This window comes from Pseudomonas jinjuensis (genome assembly GCF_900103845.1).
GTDB classification, from domain to species: Bacteria; Pseudomonadota; Gammaproteobacteria; order Pseudomonadales; family Pseudomonadaceae; genus Pseudomonas; species Pseudomonas jinjuensis.
Map to the genome: position 1 here is coordinate 52,774 of NZ_FNIJ01000018.1, position 15,057 is coordinate 67,830.

A 15,057-nucleotide genomic window follows, 5' to 3' on the forward strand; every position below is an offset into this window, starting at 1 on the left:
AGCCGCTATACTCCGCCCTTTCCCGGAGCCCGCCGATGCACGTGCTGAGCGACGCCTGGCGCCATCGCCCGACCCACCGCAGGGTCTGGGGGCTGGCCGCGCCGATGATCCTGTCCAACGTTTCCGTGCCGCTGGTGACCCTGGTCGACAGCACCGTGGTCGGCCACCTGCCCCATGCGCACCAGCTGGCGGCGGTGGCGGTGGGCGGCAGCCTGTACACCCTGCTGGTCGGCGTACTCGGTTTCCTGCGCATGGGCACCACCGGCTTCGCCGCCCAGGCCGCCGGACGCTCGGATGGCGGAGCGCTGCGGCTGATCCTCGGCCAGGGGCTGGTGCTGGCGATGGTCCTGGCATTGCTGCTGGGGCTCCTGGCGATCCCGCTGACGCCGCTGGCGCTGGGCCTGATGCAGCCGTCCGCCGAGCTGGACGCGCTGGCCCGCGAGTTCTTCCATATCCGCCTGTTCGGCCTGCCGGCGGCGCTGGCGAGCTATGCGCTGGTCGGCTGGTTCCTCGGCACGCAGAACGCCCGCGCGCCGCTGGCGATCCTGCTCGGCACCAACCTGGTGAACATCGTCCTGGAGCTGTGGTTCGTCCTCGGCCTCGGCTGGGGCGTGCCCGGTGCCGCGCGCGCCTCGGTGATCGCCGAATGGAGCGGCGCGCTGCTCGGCCTGTACCTGACCCGCGGCGCGCTGCTGCGCTACCCCGGCGTGCCGGACTGGGCGCGACTGCGCCGCTGGGCGAGCTGGCGGCCGCTGCTGATGGTCAACCGCGACATTTTCATCCGCAGCCTGGCGCTGCAGGGCGTGTTCTTCCTGGTCACGGTGCAGGGCACCCGCCTGGGCGCGGCAACGGTGGCGGCCAACGCGCTGCTGCTGAATGGCCTGATGATCACTTCCTACGCCCTCGACGGCCTCGCCCATGCGGTGGAAGCGCTATGCGGCCACGCCATCGGCGGCCGCGACCGCACCGCCCTGCGCCGTTCGCTGGTGGTCGCCGCCGGCTGGTCGCTGCTCGCCAGCCTGGGCTTCGTGGTCTTCTTCGGTTTCGCCGGGCACCTGTTCATCGCCATGCAGAGCGACATCGCCGAAGTGCGCGCCACCGCCGATCACTACCTGCCCTATCTCGCCTGCCTGCCGCTGATCGGCATGTGGAGCTACCTGCTCGACGGCCTGTTCATCGGCGCCACCCGCGCCCGCGAGATGCGCAACTCGATGCTGCTGGCCTGCGCCTGCGCCCTGCCGCTGGGGCTCGCCCTGCAGCCGCTGGGCAATCACGGGCTGTGGCTGGCGTTCCTCGGCTTCATGCTGCTGCGCGGGCTGATCCTCGCCGGCTACGCCTGGCGTCTCACCCGTATGGATGCATGGCAGGCGCCCGCCAGCGCCTGAAAGCGGGCGTCAAGGAAAACGGCGTCGCGCCGGGGAACTGGCGCGGCCGGGGCCGGGTTACTAGAGTCCCCAGAGAGTCGCTGTCCGTCGTTGCATAGAAGGACCTAGCCCATGGCCGCCGCCATCGCCGCCTACCTGCACTTCATCTCGATCTTCATGCTGTTCGCCCTGCTGGCGCTGGAGCACCATCTGTTCCGCCTGCCGCTGGACCTGCAGCGCGCGCGCAGCCTGGTGATCGTCGATCTCGCCTACGGCCTGTTCGCCGGGCTGGTGCTGCTCACCGGCGTGGCGCGGGCGATCTGGTTCGCCAAGGGGCCGGAGTACTACCTGTACAACGGCCTGTTCATCACCAAGGTCGGGCTGTTCATCCTGGTCGGGCTGCTGTCGAGCTACCCGACCTTCACCTACCTCAACTGGCGCAACGAACTGAAGGCCGGCCGCGAGCCCGTGGTCGGCCCGCGCCAGGGCAAGGCGGTGCTCTGGACCATCCGCCTGGAACTGCTGGTCCTGCTGTTCCTGCCGCTGCTGGCGACGCTGATGGCGCGCGGCTACGACCTGAACGCCCTGGGCATCACCTTCAGCCCCTGAGCCCCGCCAGTCCGCCCAGCCGGCTGCGCAGCGGCGCGATATCGGCGGCGTCGATGCGGATGCGGAAGCGTTCGCGCAGCAGCACGATCAGCTCGTCGGGATCGTCCACCCGGCGCTGCTCCACTTCGCCATCCGGCTTGCGCTGGTTGAACTGGCCGTCGTTCAGGGTGAGACGCACGCCATCCTCGCTGATCGCGGCCTTGAGGAAGCGGCGGAACACGCTGTCCGGATGGGTCGAGGTGTACCAGTTGCGCTGCAGGTAATCGAGCCAGAACTGGGGAACGAGGCTGAAGTGGTAGAGCGCCTGGCCGCACACCGACAGCGCCAGTTCGCCCTCCCGCGGGCCGGGATCGATGCGCCAGCCGCCAGGCAATTCCTCGCCGATCGCCAGCGGCAGCGCGCGGGACGGCGCCGGGCCGCCGAAGCCGATATCCACCAGATGGCTGCCCTCCTCCAGCTCGACGCGCAGCAGCAGGTGCGATTGCACGGTCAGCCCGACATCCGCCGGCACGCCCCAGCGCACCCGCGCCACCAGCAGCGTGACGCGGTAGCCGAGGCTGGCGAGCAGGCGGGCGAACAGGCTGTTCAGCTCGAAGCAGTAGCCGCCGCGGCCACCCCCGACCAGCTTGGCGAACACCGCGTCCGGCTCGATGCGCACCGGCCGGTCGAGCAGCACGTCGAGGTTCTCGAACGGCAGGTGGTGCAGGGCCGCGTCGATCAGCCGGTCGAGATTCGCGGCGGTGGCCGGCACGGGCTGCGGCGGCAGGCCGAGACGCGCCAGGCAGGCGGCCAGCTGTTCGGCGGTGAAGGGCGTCAGCGGGGTCATGGCAATGTCCTCTTCTCAGTGATCTTCCGGGATCAGCAGCGGGCCGCAACCCTCGTCGGTGACGAAGGTCGCCAGCAATTGCGCCGGCTCGCTGGCGCTGGGGTTCTCGGCGAACAGGTGCAGTTCGCCCGGCGGCTCGAACCAGCCCTGCCCGGCGCGATAGTCCTGCGCCGGCAGGCCCTGCATCTGCGAGCGTACCCTGCCCCGCACCACGAAGGCGCTGACCGCGCCGGGGTGGCGGTGCGCGGGGGTGTAGGCGCGCGGCGGAAAGTCCACCAGCAGGGTGGTCAGCACCTTGCCCGGCGCATTCGCCAGCGGCTCGCAGGAGAGCTGCGTCTGTGTGGTGGCCGGACACGCCCGGGCGTCTTCCCCGCTGGCGCTGGCCAGATGCACCTGGGGCGTCAGCGCCAACTGCCAGGCCAGCACTCCGGCGGCGGCCAGCAGGCCCAGCGCGATGGCCGGGCGCGGAAGGACGGAATCGATCTGCATGGCTCAGCCCTCCAGACGAAAACCGGGTCGCCAGCCCAGCGCATGGCGGGCCCTGGCCGTGCAGACCTCGACGTCGCTTTCCGCCAGGTTGTAGCGCCCCGGCGCGCCCCACTCCAGCGCCAGCAGCGCGGCGCGGGCGGCATCGTCGACGTGCAGGGCGAGGCGCGGATCGGGCTGCTCGAAACCGCTGCCCGGCCCGTACAGGCGCCCGTAGCGCAGGACGATCCCCTGCAGCGGCGCGGCCTCCAGCACGGCCTTTTCCAGCGCGGCGACGCCGCCGACGCTGATGCCGCGGCCGCCCCCCGCGCCCAGGTCGAGCGGCTGGTCCTCGCGGTGCGGCAGCGCGCCCGGCGCATAGGCCCAGGCGATGCTCTGCGCCACCAGCCGCTGCGCCCCGGCGGCACGGGCGGCGGCCACCAGGTTGGCGGTGCCTTCGCGGCGCAGTCGAGCATTGCGGCGGATGGCCTCGTCCATGCGCGCCGGGTCCAGCCCCGGCGGCAGGTCGGTCAGCTGGTGGATGACCCACTGCGGGCGGAATCCGCCGAGCAGGTCGTGCAGCGCATCGCCGTCGAACACATCCAGCAACCGCGCCTGTACGCCGCTCCGGCGCAGGGCCTCGACGCGCTCCGCCGAGCGGCTGATGGCGAGCACCTGGTAACCGCGCGCCAGCAGCAGCGGCAGCAGGCGACGGCCGACGACGCCGGTGGCGCCGGCCAGGAAGACTTTCATGCACATGGGAGCAACCTCCGTCGGGAGAATCCATTGGACAGCTGCGACTCTAGGCCGCGGATGGCATAGTCCACAGAGCCAAGAACCATGAAAGTGACCGGGACATGAAGACACTGGGCCTGCACCTCGACCCCACGCTGGCGCTGCCGATCTATCGCCAGCTCTACCAACGCTTCCGCGAGGCGATCGCCCGCGGCACGCTGCGCCCCGGCGAGCGAGTGCCGCCGGTACGCGGGCTGGCCAGCGAACTGGGCGTGGCGCGCGGCACGGTGGAGCTGGCCTACCAGCTGCTCGCCAGCGAGGGCTACCTGCTGCCGCGCGGCCCGGCCGGCACCGTGGTTTCGCCACAGCTGGCGGAGCGCATCGCCACCACGCCACAACGCCCGGCGGCGGTGGCCGAGCAGGTGCATCCGGGCCTGATCGCCCACGGCCCGCAGGTGCGCCCGTTGCAGCTCGGCCTGCCGGCGCTGGATGCCTTCCCGCGCGCGCTGTGGTCGCGCCTGGCGGCACGGCGCCTGCGCCAGCTCGGACCGCTCGACCTGGTCTATCCCGATCCCTGCGGGCTGGCGCCACTGCGCGCGGCCATCGCGGCCTATCTCGGCGTGTCGCGGGGCATCGCCTGCGATCCGGCGCAGGTGTTCATCTGCGCCGGCTACCAGGGCGCGCTCGACCTGATCAGCCGCACCCTGCTGCAACCGGGGGACAAGGCCTGGCACGAGGACCCCGGCTATCCGCGCAGCCGCGGCCTGCTGCAGGCGGCCGGCGCCGAGCTGGTGTCGCTGCCGGTGGACGAGGACGGCCTGCGTGTGAGCGACGGGCTGGAACGCGCGGCGGACGCCCGTTTCGCCCTGGTCACGCCATCGCAGCAGAGCCCCACCGGCGTTGCGCTGTCACTGCCACGGCGGCTGGCGCTGCTGGACTGGGCGGCCGACGCCGGCAGCTGGATCATCGAGGACGACTACGACAGCGAATACCGCTACAACGGCTTCCCCCTGCCGGCGCTGAAGAGCCTCGACCGCCAGGGCCGGGTGCTCTACACCGGCACCTTCAGCAAGGTGCTGTTCCCGGCGCTGCGCCTGGGCTACCTGGTGGCGCCGGAAAGCCAGGTCGAGCGCTTCGTGCGCAGCGCGCAGACCTTCTCCGCCGGCTGCCCGGAACTGCTGCAGGCGACGCTCTGCGACTTCCTCGTCGAGGGCCATTTCGCCCGCCACCTGAAACGCACCCGCAGCCTCTATGCGCAGCGCCGCCGGATGCTGCGCTCGACGCTGGAGGAACGGCTGGGGGAGCGCATGAAGTTCGCCGACCTGCCCGGCGGCCTGCACCTGATCGGCCAGGTAGAGGGCGACGACCTCGCCGTCGCACAACGCGCGCACGCGACGGGGCTGGGATTGCAGGCGCTGAATGCCTGGTGCCTGGAAGCGCGGCGTGAACCGGCATTGATGATGAGTTTCACCAATGTGGTGGACGAGGCGATGGCGGAACGCCTGGCGCAGCGGGTGGCGGAGGTGATGTAGGGCGAATGAAGCGGAACGCTTCATCCGCCGATGAGGCCGTGCCGAAGCGATGGCGGATAACGCTGGCGCGTTATGCGCCCTACCCGGGGTCCCATCGAAACTGTAGGAGCGGGCCATGCCCGCGACCGGTCGCGCCCAGGTGCGCTCCTACAGGAAGCCTCGAGCCTCAGGCCGACAGGTACGACGATCGCGTCAGCCCCAGGCGCAGGGCGTCGAGGTACTGGGTGCGTTCGCGCGCGGTGAGCTTGGCGCGGGCCACCTTGTCGCGGTAGTGGGTCATCAGCTCCTCGGGCGACAGGTGCACGTAGCGCAGCATGTCCTCGATGGTGTCGTGGGTCTCGATGCCGGCGTGGAAGAAGCTGCCATCGGCGTTCTGGTAGACGTTCACCGAGTCGGTGTCGCCGAACAGGTTGTGCATGTCGCCGAGGATTTCCTGGTACGCGCCGACCAGGAACACGCCGATCATGTACTCCTCGCCTTCCCTCACCTCGTGCACCGGCAGGCTGGTCTCGATGCTCTGCTCGTCGACGTACTGGGTGATCTTGCCGTCGGAGTCGCAGGTCAGGTCCTGCAGCACGGCGCGGCGCAGCGGTTCCTCGCCGAGGCGGTGGATCGGCAGGATCGGCAGCACCTGGCCGATGGCCCAGGTATCCGGCAGGCTCTGGAACACCGAGAAGTTGCAGATGTACTTGTCGGCGAGCTTGTCGTTGAGTTCGTCGAGCACCTGGCGATGGGAGCGCTGGCGGGCCTTGAGCTGGTTGTGCAGGCGCCGGCAGATGGCGAAGTAGCACTGCTCGGCGAGGGCCTTCTGCGCCAGGCTGATCTTGCCTTCGGCGTACTGCGCGGCGGCGTCGCTCATGTAGTGGGTGGCGCGCCAGTAGGTTTCGGTGACCATCTCTGCGTCGGTCGGGCCAAGCAGGTCGGCCAGCCACTGGACGATCTCCGGTTGCTCGTCGCGATCGGTGATCTTCGGCAGCTCGTCGTTGTGCCGCTCGACGTCGGTGACCTGGGTGATCAGCACCGCGTGATGCGCGGTCAGCGCGCGGCCGCTCTCGGAGAAGATGTGCGGATGCGGCAGGCCCTGGGCGTCGCAGAACTCCTTGAGCATGCTCACCACCACGCCGGCGTAGTCTTCGATGTCGTAGTTGATCGAGCTGGCGTTGCGCGAGTGGGTGCCGTCGTAGTCCACGCCGAGACCGCCGCCGACGTCGACGTGGTCCACCGGCAGGCCGAGGCCGCGCAGTTCGCCGTAGTAGCGGATGGCTTCCTTGAAGCCGTGCTGGTAGTCGGCCAGGTTGGCGATCTGCGAGCCCATGTGGAAGTGCAGCAGGCGCACGCCCTGGTCCAGCCCGGCCTTGCGGAAGCGCTCGACCACCGACAGCAGCTGCGCGGCGGAGAGGCCGAACTTGGCCTTCTCGCCGCCGGTGTCGGCCCACTTCGACGAAGCCAGCGAGGACAGCCGCACGCGCAGGCCGACCTGCGGCAGCACGCCGATGTGCTCGGCCTCCTCGATCACCAGCTGAACCTCGGACTCCTTCTCGATCACGATGAACACGTTGTGGCCGAGCTTCTGCCCCATCAGCGCCAGCTTGATGAACTCGCGGTCCTTGTAGCCGTTGCAGACGATGGTGCCGCCCTTGGGCGCCAGCGCCAGCACGGCCATCAGCTCGGGCTTGGAACCGGCTTCCAGGCCGATGGAGACCTTCTGCGTGGCGATGATGCTTTCCACCACCGCTTCCTGCTGGTTGACCTTGATCGGGTACAGCGCAGTGTAGCGGCTCTGGTATTCCAGGCGCGCGATGTTGGCGTCGAAGGCACCGGTGAGCTTGCGCACGCGGTCCTGCAGGATGTCCGGGAAACGCACCAGCAGCGGCAGCGACAGCCCCGCCTCGCGCAGTTGGCCGACCAGAGCATGCAGATCGATCGGCTGGCCGTCGATGCCCTGCGGACGCGCCTCGACGTTGCCGGCTTCGTTGATCGCGTAATAGCCGGCGCCCCAATGGCGAATGCCGTAGATGCTGCGGCTGTCTGCCACGGTCCAGTTGCTGCCGTCGTCTTTGCGGGTCCGTCTGGCGGCCATGCGCGGAGTTCTCCTCGATAGAAAAGTCGGCCCGTCCGCGGGTGCGCGGGCAGGCATGAATAGCGTAAACGTCGGATATGACGTTGCCGTGTGGACCGCGTTGCCTAGCGGTAGTTTAGGAAAGCAGGACGAGCGCGCAGGCGCCAGGCGTCTTCCATCCAGGGAGCGGGCTTGTGGATAACCCGCTCTCTGCAGGGAAGACCGGCATCAGCCGCCGGATTTCTTCGTCTTGAAGCCGCGCTTGGCCAGCTCTTCGAGGAGCAGCTCGACGTGGTCGCCCTGGATCTCGATCACCCCGTCCTTGAGGCTGCCGCCGGTGCCGCAACGCTTCTTCAGCGCAGTGGCGAGGTCCTTCAGGGCGTCTTCGGCCAGGGGCACGCCGGTCACCGTGGTCACGGTCTTGCCGCCGCGGCCCTTGGTTTCCCGGCGCACGCGGGCGATGCCATCGCCGGCGGGGATCAGCGCCTGCTTGCAGATGCATTCGGCCACGGGCTTGCCGCAGTCCGGGCAGTGCCGGCCGGCGTCGGTGGAATATACGAGACCGCCGAGGGCGGAGAAGGAGGAAGCTTTCTTGACCACCGGGCTATGTCCCTGGATTGGCCTCTTGGGGCCAGGTCAATGTTAAGGCTGACGATTGCCAACCGCGACGCCCCACTCAGGCAGGGGCTGCGCATGACCGGCCGTGGCCGGCCGGAAAAGGTCGCGCAATTTAGCAGCATTGCGGGCAAATGCTAAGAGCAGAAATGCGCCATTGATCGCTGGAATGGCGACATCGGCGCGGCGGACGCCTTTGCGTAGGGTGGATCACGCTCCACCGATCCACCATGGCCGCGCATGCGGCCCCGCAATGGTGGATGAAAAAAGCCTCATCCACCCTACGTCCATGGCAGCGGAGTTGCGCCCGGGCTCCTACAGGTTTGGCACTCTGGCGATTTGTGGGAGCGACTCCACCATCGATGTTGAGAGCCGCGCGAATGGTGGATGGAAAAAGCCCCATCCACCCTACGTTTGATCATTCCAACGCCACGCAGGATGGACTTATCCCCACCTCCTGTTGACCTCCCTGTGGACAACATGCGGACAACCCCGCCCGCCCCAGCCACGGCAGGCCCCGCCGCCATCTGTTCAGCTTTTATCCGCACTGGCTGTTGTGCACCACTCACGGAGCCGGCTGTTATCCTCCCCGGGAACGTCGAAAACCCCGCGCCGGCTGCGATCCCTACCTCACCGGGAATGCCGGCCCAGAGAGGAGCAAGCCATGACTTCCACCCTGTTCATTACCGGCGCCACTTCCGGCTTCGGCGAAGCCTGTGCGCGGCGGTTCGCCCGCGAGGGCTGGTCGCTGGTGATCAGCGGCCGCCGCGAGGACCGCCTGCAGGCGCTGGCCCAGGAGCTTTCCGCGCAGACCGAGGTGCTGCCGCTGACCCTCGACGTGCGCGACCGCGCCGCCGTCGCCGCCGCGCTGGACAGCCTGCCGGCCGGCTTCGACCGCCTGACCGGGCTGATCAACAACGCCGGCCTCGCCCTCGGCACCGATCCGGCGCAGGACTGCGACCTGGATGACTGGGACACCATGGTCGACACCAACATCAAGGGCCTGATGTACTGCACCCGCCTGCTGCTGCCGCGGCTGATCGCCCACGGGCGCGGGGCGAGCATCCTCAACCTGGGGTCGGTAGCCGGCCGCTGGCCCTATCCGGGCGGCCACGTGTACGGCGCGACCAAGGCCTTCGTCGAGCAGTTCTCGCGCAACCTGCGCTGCGACCTGCAGGGCACCGGCGTGCGGGTGAGCAACCTGGAGCCCGGCCTGTGCGAGAGCGAGTTCTCCCTGGTGCGCTTCGGCGGCGACCAGGCGCGCTACGACAAGACCTACGCCGGCGCCGAGCCGATCCAGCCGCAGGACATCGCCGAGACCATCTTCTGGATCATGACCCAGCCGCCGCACATCAATATCAACAACCTGGAAATCATGCCGGTCAGCCAGTCCTGGGCCGGCTTCGCCATCCATCGCAAGGGCTGAGGCATACGGAACCCGGCGTCCGGGGCGTCGTCAGATGGCGTCCGCCCCGTCGCCCAGCCATCCCATACCCGCAACCGCGGGGTGTTGTTCAAGGAATCGAAATGTTCGGCCCGCTCGTCACCTTCCCGGCGCTCTACAGCGCCACCCTGCTCATGCTCGCCGGCACCGGCCTGCTCACCACCTACCTGGGCCTGCGCCTGACCGCCGAAGGGGTCGGCGACCTGTGGGTCGGCGGCCTGACCGCGGCCTACTATTTCGGCCTGGTCTGCGGCGCCAAGTTCGGCCACCGGCTGATCGCCAGCTTCGGCCACATCCGCTCCTACGTGGCCTGCGCCGGCCTGGCGACGGTGGCGGTGCTGCTGCATGCGCTGATCGACCAGTTGGAGGTGTGGGTGGTGCTGCGCTTCGTCACCGGCGCGGTGATGATGAACCAGTACATGGTGATCGAGAGCTGGCTCAACGAGCAGGCCGAGAGCCACCAGCGCGGCAAGGTGTTCGCCGGCTACATGATCGCCGTCGACCTCGGCCTGGTGCTCGGCCAGGGCCTGCTGGCGCTGAGCCCGGGGCTGGATTACCGGCCGCTGCTGCTGGTGGCGATCTGTTTCGCCGCCTGCCTGATCCCGCTGGCGATGACCCGCCGCGTGCACCCGGCCAAGCTGGTCGCGGCGCCGCTGGAGCTGCGCTTCTTCTGGCAGCGCGTGCCGCAGTCGCTGGGCACCATCTTCGCCGCCGGCCTGATGGTCGGCGCCTTCTACGGCCTGGCGCCGGTGTACGCCAGCCGCAACGGCCTGGATACCTCGCACGCCAGCCTGTTCGTCGGCCTGTGCATCGTCGCCGGCTTCTGCGCGCAGTGGCCGCTGGGCTGGCTGTCGGACCGCATGAACCGCGCCTGGCTGATCCGCCTCAACGCGCTGCTGCTGTGCCTGGCCGCGGTGCCGATGTGGGGGCTGATCGAGCTGCCGTACTGGGGCCTGCTGGGCAACGGCTTCCTCACCGGCATGCTGCTGTTCACCCTCTATCCGCTGGCGGTGGCGCTGGCCAACGACCACGTGGAGCAGCCGCGGCGGGTGGCGCTGTCGGCCATCATGCTGACCGCCTACGGCGTCGGCGCCTGCATCGGCCCGCTGATCGCCGGCGCGCTGATGCGCCATTTCCATCCGGGGATGTTCTACGTGCTGATCTCGGCCTATTCGCTGCTGCTGATCTTCTGGGTGCGGCCGAAGAAGGTCAGCGACCTGCCGCAGGTCGACGAGGCGCCGCTGCACCACGTGGTGATGCCGGAATCCGCCAGCCCGGTGTCCGCCGCGCTCGACCCGCGCGTCGAGCAGATTCCGGAGGAAATGACCGTGGAAGCCCCGCCGAGCATCGGCCGCCCGGAAGATTCGCACCCCTGAAAACGCCAAGGCCCGGCGGGGTGCCGGGCCTTGTGTGGTTGGACTTGCCTGGAGCCGCAGTCATGCGATGCGGCTCTGGCCAGCCATCTTCTCGTGCAGGCGATCGATGGTGCGCTCGCTGCCATTCTCGGCGATGCGCGGTTGCTCGCTCATCTTCTCGTGCAGGCGGTCGATGGTCCGTTCGCTGCCGTTCTCGGCCATGCGCAGTTGCTCACCCATCTTCTCGTGCAGGCGGTCGATGGTCCGTTCGCTGCCGTTCTCGGCGATGCGCGGTTGCTCGCTCATCTTCTCGTGCAGGCGGTCGATGGTCCGTTCGCTGCCGTTCTCGGCGAGCACCTGGACGTCGCTGGCCTGCGGGGCGGCGACTACGCGCTGCGGAGCGGAAACGGCGATGTTGGCGGCGAGGAAGGAAAGGGCAAAACCAAGTACAAGAGTGGGTTTCATGATGTCGGCTCCTGGAAGAGTGGGGAGTTCGTTGAACACGGAGCCATTGTCTGTTCTGGATAATCGATTTAAAAACGAAGACGGCGAATAGTCGCTATCATTCCCATCGATTCAACATTTTCCATTTAAAAACAATAGATTGATTTTAAAAATTGACGTCTATCAACGGCCTCGATAGCAAATATCGGCCCGAACGTTAATATCGAATAAATGGATATTATCAGCAGGAGCCACATTGGCGAGGCCTTGCCAGGCGGCTGGCGCGGCGCTTCCCGAGCGGAGAAGATCGGCGAGATCGCGGGAGCTTAACGTGCCAGCACCGGTCCAAGAGTTACTGGCGGTGGCCCGAGCCGGCATCGCGCAGCCCATCACCGACGCGGCGACAAGGAGTTCAGCATGACGCGCGGCCGAAAAATCTCGCTCTGGGCCTTCGCTGCCCTGTTCTGCCTGCTGGCGCTCGGCGTGGTGTTCATCGCCACCTTCGACTGGAATCGCGCCAAACCCCTGCTCAATGAAAAGGTCTCCGCCGCGCTCAACCGCCCCTTCGCCATCAACGGCGACCTGCGGGTGGTCTGGAATCGCGAGCCCGGCGAGGACGGCTGGCGCGCCTGGGTGCCGTGGCCACGCTTCCAGGCCAGCGACCTGACCCTCGGCAACCCCGACTGGACCGCCGGCCAGACCCGCGCCGAGCGCTTCGCCAGCCTGGACAGCGTGGAGTTCCGCCTGGCTCCGCTGCCGCTGCTGTGGAAACGCATCGTCATCCCGCAGATCACCCTCGTCCGCCCCAGCGCCGACCTCCTGCGCCTGGCCGACGGCCGCGCCAACTGGGACTTCCAGCTCCCCGCCAACGAGGAGGAACCCCGGGAGCCCTCGCCGTGGCAGCTGGAGATCGGCGCCATCGGCTTCGACCAGGGGCGCGTCAGCCTTGACGACCGCCAGTTGAAATCGCGCATCGAACTGCTGGTGGACAGTCTCGGCAAGCCGGTGCCCTTCGCCCAGCTGGCCGGCAAGGCCGCCGGCGCCAACGCCACGGCGACCCAGGACTACGTGTTCGGCTGGAAGGCCAGGGGCGAGTACAAGGGCCTGCCATTCAGCGGCCAGGGCAAGGTCGGCGGCGTGCTGGCGCTGCAGGAGGCCAGCCGGCCGTTCCCGGTGCAGGCCGACGTGCGCGCCGGCAGCACCCGCGCCAGCATCGTCGGCACCCTCACCGACCCGCTGCACCTCGGCGCCCTCGACCTGCGCCTGAAGCTGGAAGGCGCCAGCATGGCCCATCTCTACCCGCTTACCGGCATCACCCTGCCCGATACCCCGCCCTACGCCACCGACGGCCGCCTGCACGCCGAGCTGAACGACCCCGGCGGCGCGGTGTTCCGCTACCGGGACTTCAACGGCAAGGTCGGCGACAGCGACCTCCACGGCAGCCTCACCTTCGTCAACCGCCAGCCGCGGCCGAAGCTCTCCGGCAAGCTGCAGTCCAACCAGCTGCGCATGGTCGACCTCGGCCCGCTGATCGGCGCCGACTCCAACGACAAGAAGCGGGCCCGCGGCCAGACCACCCGCCAGCCGGCGGACAAGGTGCTGCCGGTGGAGGAATTCCGCACCGAGCGCTGGCGGACGATGGACGCCGACGTGGAATTCACCGGCAAGCGCATCGTGCACGGCGACAAGCTGCCGATCAGCGACCTGTACACCCACATCCAGCTGCACGACGGCCTGCTGGCCCTGCAGCCGCTGCGCTTCGGCATGGCCGGCGGCAAGCTGGAATCGCAGATCCGCCTGGACGGCGGCAGGACGCCGATGCAGAGCCGCATCGAAATGCAGGCGCGGGGCCTGCAGCTGAAGCAGCTGTTCCCCGGCTTCGCGCCGATGCAGACCAGCTTCGGCGAGCTGAACGGCGACGCGGCGCTGAGCGGCAGCGGCAACTCGGTGGCGAAGATCCTCGGCGGCGCCGATGGCGAGATGAAGCTGCTGATGAACGACGGCGCGATCAGCAAGGGCCTGATGGAAATCGCCGGGCTGAACGTCGGCAACTACCTGGTGACGCGGATGTTCGGCGACGAGGACGTGCAGATCAATTGCGCCGCCGCCGACGTCGGCATCACCCGCGGCCTGGCCAGGCCGCGGGTGTTCGTGTTCGACACGGAGAACGCCATCATCAACGTCGAGGGCGACGCCAGCTTCGCCACGGAGGCGCTGAACATCGACGTGATCCCGCACAGCAAGGGCCTGCGCATCTTCTCCCTGCGCTCGCCGCTGTACGTCCACGGCACCTTCAAGAACCCGCGCCCCGGCGTGCACGCCCTGCCGCTGGCGGCGCGGGGAGCGGGAATGGTCGCCCTCGGCATCGCCGCGGGCCCGGCCGCCGGCCTGCTGGCCCTGGTGGCGCCAAGCAAGCGCGAGGACAACCAGTGCGCGGCGCTGCTGGCGCAGATGCGCAAGCGCTGAACCCTGCAGGAGCGCGCCATGCGCGCGAGTCGCGGGCATGGCCCGCTCCTACAGGCGACGATGCATGTGCGTGACGTAGGGTGGATGAGTCTTTTTTCATCCACCATTGCGGGGGCCGCATGCGCGGCCATGGTGGATCGATGGAGCCTGATCCACCCTACGAACAGCGCGCCGGCTCAGTAGACCGGGATATACAGATCCACTTCCGCCGCCGGATCGTCCGGCCCGCTGAAGCGCTGGTCATAGCGTTCGTACCCCACCCCCTGCTTCGGCTCCAGCCCGTGGCGGGCGAGCAGTTCCGAGTAGATCGCCTGGAAGCTGTCGGCAATCTGCTCCACCGTGCCGCGATGGGTGAACACCGCGCACTTCTGCGCCGGCACCACGAACTTCACCATGCCCTCGGGCAGCGAGGCGGTGTCCGGGGCGTGGACGCCGGCGATGTAGCGCAGCATGCCGTCCGCCGTCTGGCTGCAGATGCCATAGGCAACGCCCGGCTCCAGGCGCGGGGCGATCTCGCCTTCCCGGGGGATGAAGCGCTGCCAGAGCTGGCGCAGGTTGTCGGCGGGGTCGCTGCCGATGTATTCCAGGCCGACCACGGTGAAGGCCGGCGATTCGATGATACGTTGTTTCATGGGGCGGGACTCCTGGATGACCACAGGATGATAGCCCGCCGCTCCGGACGGCTCAGCGTTCCCACGCGGGAGCGCGGGAACGCTCATCCGCTGTCACGGCCTGGCATCGCGCTCGTGGCGGTCCAGTTCGGAACAGGTCATGAAGCCCGAGCCGTCCACCTGGCCATTGCCGTCGAAACTGACGTAGTACGGCTGTTGCCGGCCATCGGTGGTGAGGATGTAGCTGTTGCAGCTACCGGGCTTCATCAGGCGCTCCTGGGTGGACGAAGGCGTGCCGCCGATGCGCAGCACATCCGACTTGCTCATGCCCTTCTCGACGTCCCTGACCAGCGGTTCGTCCCGATAGGTGACGTAGTTGACCGGGTTCTGCACCTTGGTCGATGCGCAACCGGCAACCGCAGCCAGTACCACCATAGCCAGCAACGTATGTCTGTACATGATCGGCTCCTTGTGGACGAGCAGAGGCGCTCAGTCTGGTTTGAGCCGGGCACGCCTGCGCAAGTTCGATCCG

The 15,057-nt window shown here is 68.5% G+C and carries 14 protein-coding genes; 6 read left to right on the plus strand and 8 right to left on the minus strand.

Annotated elements, in window-relative coordinates; all coding sequences use genetic code 11:
• Positions 1 to 35 precede the first annotated feature (35 nt).
• The gene (locus tag BLR75_RS22010) at positions 36 to 1,385 is read left to right on the plus strand and encodes an MATE family efflux transporter (RefSeq protein ID WP_084313327.1); all 1,350 of its coding nucleotides are present in this window, start codon (positions 36 to 38) and stop codon (positions 1,383 to 1,385) included.
• Positions 1,386 to 1,496: 111 nt separating this feature from the next.
• Positions 1,497 to 1,973, plus strand: a complete 477-nt coding sequence (locus BLR75_RS22015) for a DUF2214 family protein (RefSeq protein ID WP_084313328.1) — start codon at positions 1,497 to 1,499, stop codon at positions 1,971 to 1,973.
• On the opposite strand, the gene BLR75_RS22020 is transcribed toward BLR75_RS22015, so the two are convergent.
• Genes BLR75_RS22020 through BLR75_RS22030 form a run of 3 tightly spaced genes read right to left on the minus strand, consistent with a single transcriptional unit; the run spans position 1,963 to position 4,023 of the window.
• Positions 1,963 to 2,790 (minus strand): arylamine N-acetyltransferase family protein, encoded by an 828-nt coding sequence (locus tag BLR75_RS22020; protein WP_371858134.1) that lies wholly within the window; start codon positions 2,788 to 2,790, stop codon positions 1,963 to 1,965. The genes BLR75_RS22015 and BLR75_RS22020 overlap by 11 nt on opposite strands.
• 24 nt (positions 2,791 to 2,814) lie before the next feature.
• Positions 2,815 to 3,288: a cupin domain-containing protein gene (locus BLR75_RS22025; RefSeq protein WP_084313330.1), complete on the minus strand. Its 474-nt coding sequence runs from the start codon at positions 3,286 to 3,288 to the stop codon at positions 2,815 to 2,817.
• 3 nt (positions 3,289 to 3,291) lie between these two features.
• Complete coding sequence (locus BLR75_RS22030; RefSeq protein ID WP_084313331.1) at positions 3,292 to 4,023, minus strand: NAD-dependent epimerase/dehydratase family protein; 732 nt, start codon at positions 4,021 to 4,023, stop codon at positions 3,292 to 3,294.
• A 98-nt stretch (positions 4,024 to 4,121) separates the two neighbouring features.
• On the opposite strand from BLR75_RS22030, the gene pdxR reads away from it, so the two are divergent.
• Positions 4,122 to 5,531 (plus strand): MocR-like pyridoxine biosynthesis transcription factor PdxR, encoded by a 1,410-nt coding sequence (gene pdxR, locus BLR75_RS22035; RefSeq protein WP_084313332.1) that lies wholly within the window; start codon positions 4,122 to 4,124, stop codon positions 5,529 to 5,531.
• 166 nt (positions 5,532 to 5,697) lie between these two features.
• Here the strand turns inward: pdxR and speA are convergent, their stop codons facing one another.
• Together speA and BLR75_RS22045 are read right to left on the minus strand one after the other, a co-directional pair.
• Positions 5,698 to 7,611 (minus strand): arginine decarboxylase, encoded by a 1,914-nt coding sequence (speA, locus tag BLR75_RS22040; protein ID WP_084313333.1) that lies wholly within the window; start codon positions 7,609 to 7,611, stop codon positions 5,698 to 5,700.
• Between the two features lie 207 nt (positions 7,612 to 7,818).
• On the minus strand, positions 7,819 to 8,190 hold the full coding sequence (locus BLR75_RS22045; RefSeq protein WP_084313334.1) for a translation initiation factor Sui1: 372 nt from the start codon (positions 8,188 to 8,190) through the stop codon (positions 7,819 to 7,821).
• A gap of 679 nt (positions 8,191 to 8,869) precedes the next feature.
• On the opposite strand from BLR75_RS22045, the gene BLR75_RS22050 reads away from it, so the two are divergent.
• A complete protein-coding gene (locus BLR75_RS22050; protein WP_084313335.1) occupies positions 8,870 to 9,631 on the plus strand; it encodes an SDR family oxidoreductase in 762 nt (253 codons plus the stop codon).
• A 101-nt stretch (positions 9,632 to 9,732) separates the two neighbouring features.
• Positions 9,733 to 11,025: an MFS transporter gene (locus tag BLR75_RS22055; RefSeq protein ID WP_084313336.1), complete on the plus strand. Its 1,293-nt coding sequence runs from the start codon at positions 9,733 to 9,735 to the stop codon at positions 11,023 to 11,025.
• Positions 11,026 to 11,085: 60 nt separating this feature from the next.
• Here BLR75_RS22055 and BLR75_RS22060 read toward each other — a convergent pair whose 3' ends face one another.
• Positions 11,086 to 11,469 (minus strand): hypothetical protein, encoded by a 384-nt coding sequence (locus tag BLR75_RS22060; protein ID WP_084313337.1) that lies wholly within the window; start codon positions 11,467 to 11,469, stop codon positions 11,086 to 11,088.
• 396 nt (positions 11,470 to 11,865) lie between these two features.
• Between BLR75_RS22060 and BLR75_RS22065 the strand changes: the two genes are divergently transcribed.
• Positions 11,866 to 13,914 carry an AsmA family protein gene (locus tag BLR75_RS22065; RefSeq protein WP_084313338.1) on the plus strand — a complete coding sequence of 683 codons (2,049 nt, stop codon included), beginning with the start codon at positions 11,866 to 11,868 and terminating at the stop codon, positions 13,912 to 13,914.
• A 176-nt stretch (positions 13,915 to 14,090) separates the two neighbouring features.
• Here BLR75_RS22065 and BLR75_RS22070 read toward each other — a convergent pair whose 3' ends face one another.
• On the minus strand, positions 14,091 to 14,546 hold the full coding sequence (locus tag BLR75_RS22070; RefSeq protein WP_084313339.1) for a GyrI-like domain-containing protein: 456 nt from the start codon (positions 14,544 to 14,546) through the stop codon (positions 14,091 to 14,093).
• A gap of 93 nt (positions 14,547 to 14,639) precedes the next feature.
• Positions 14,640 to 14,984 carry an osmotically-inducible lipoprotein OsmE gene (gene osmE / locus BLR75_RS22075; RefSeq protein WP_084313340.1) on the minus strand — a complete coding sequence of 115 codons (345 nt, stop codon included), beginning with the start codon at positions 14,982 to 14,984 and terminating at the stop codon, positions 14,640 to 14,642.
• Between the last annotated feature and the right edge of the window lie 73 nt (positions 14,985 to 15,057).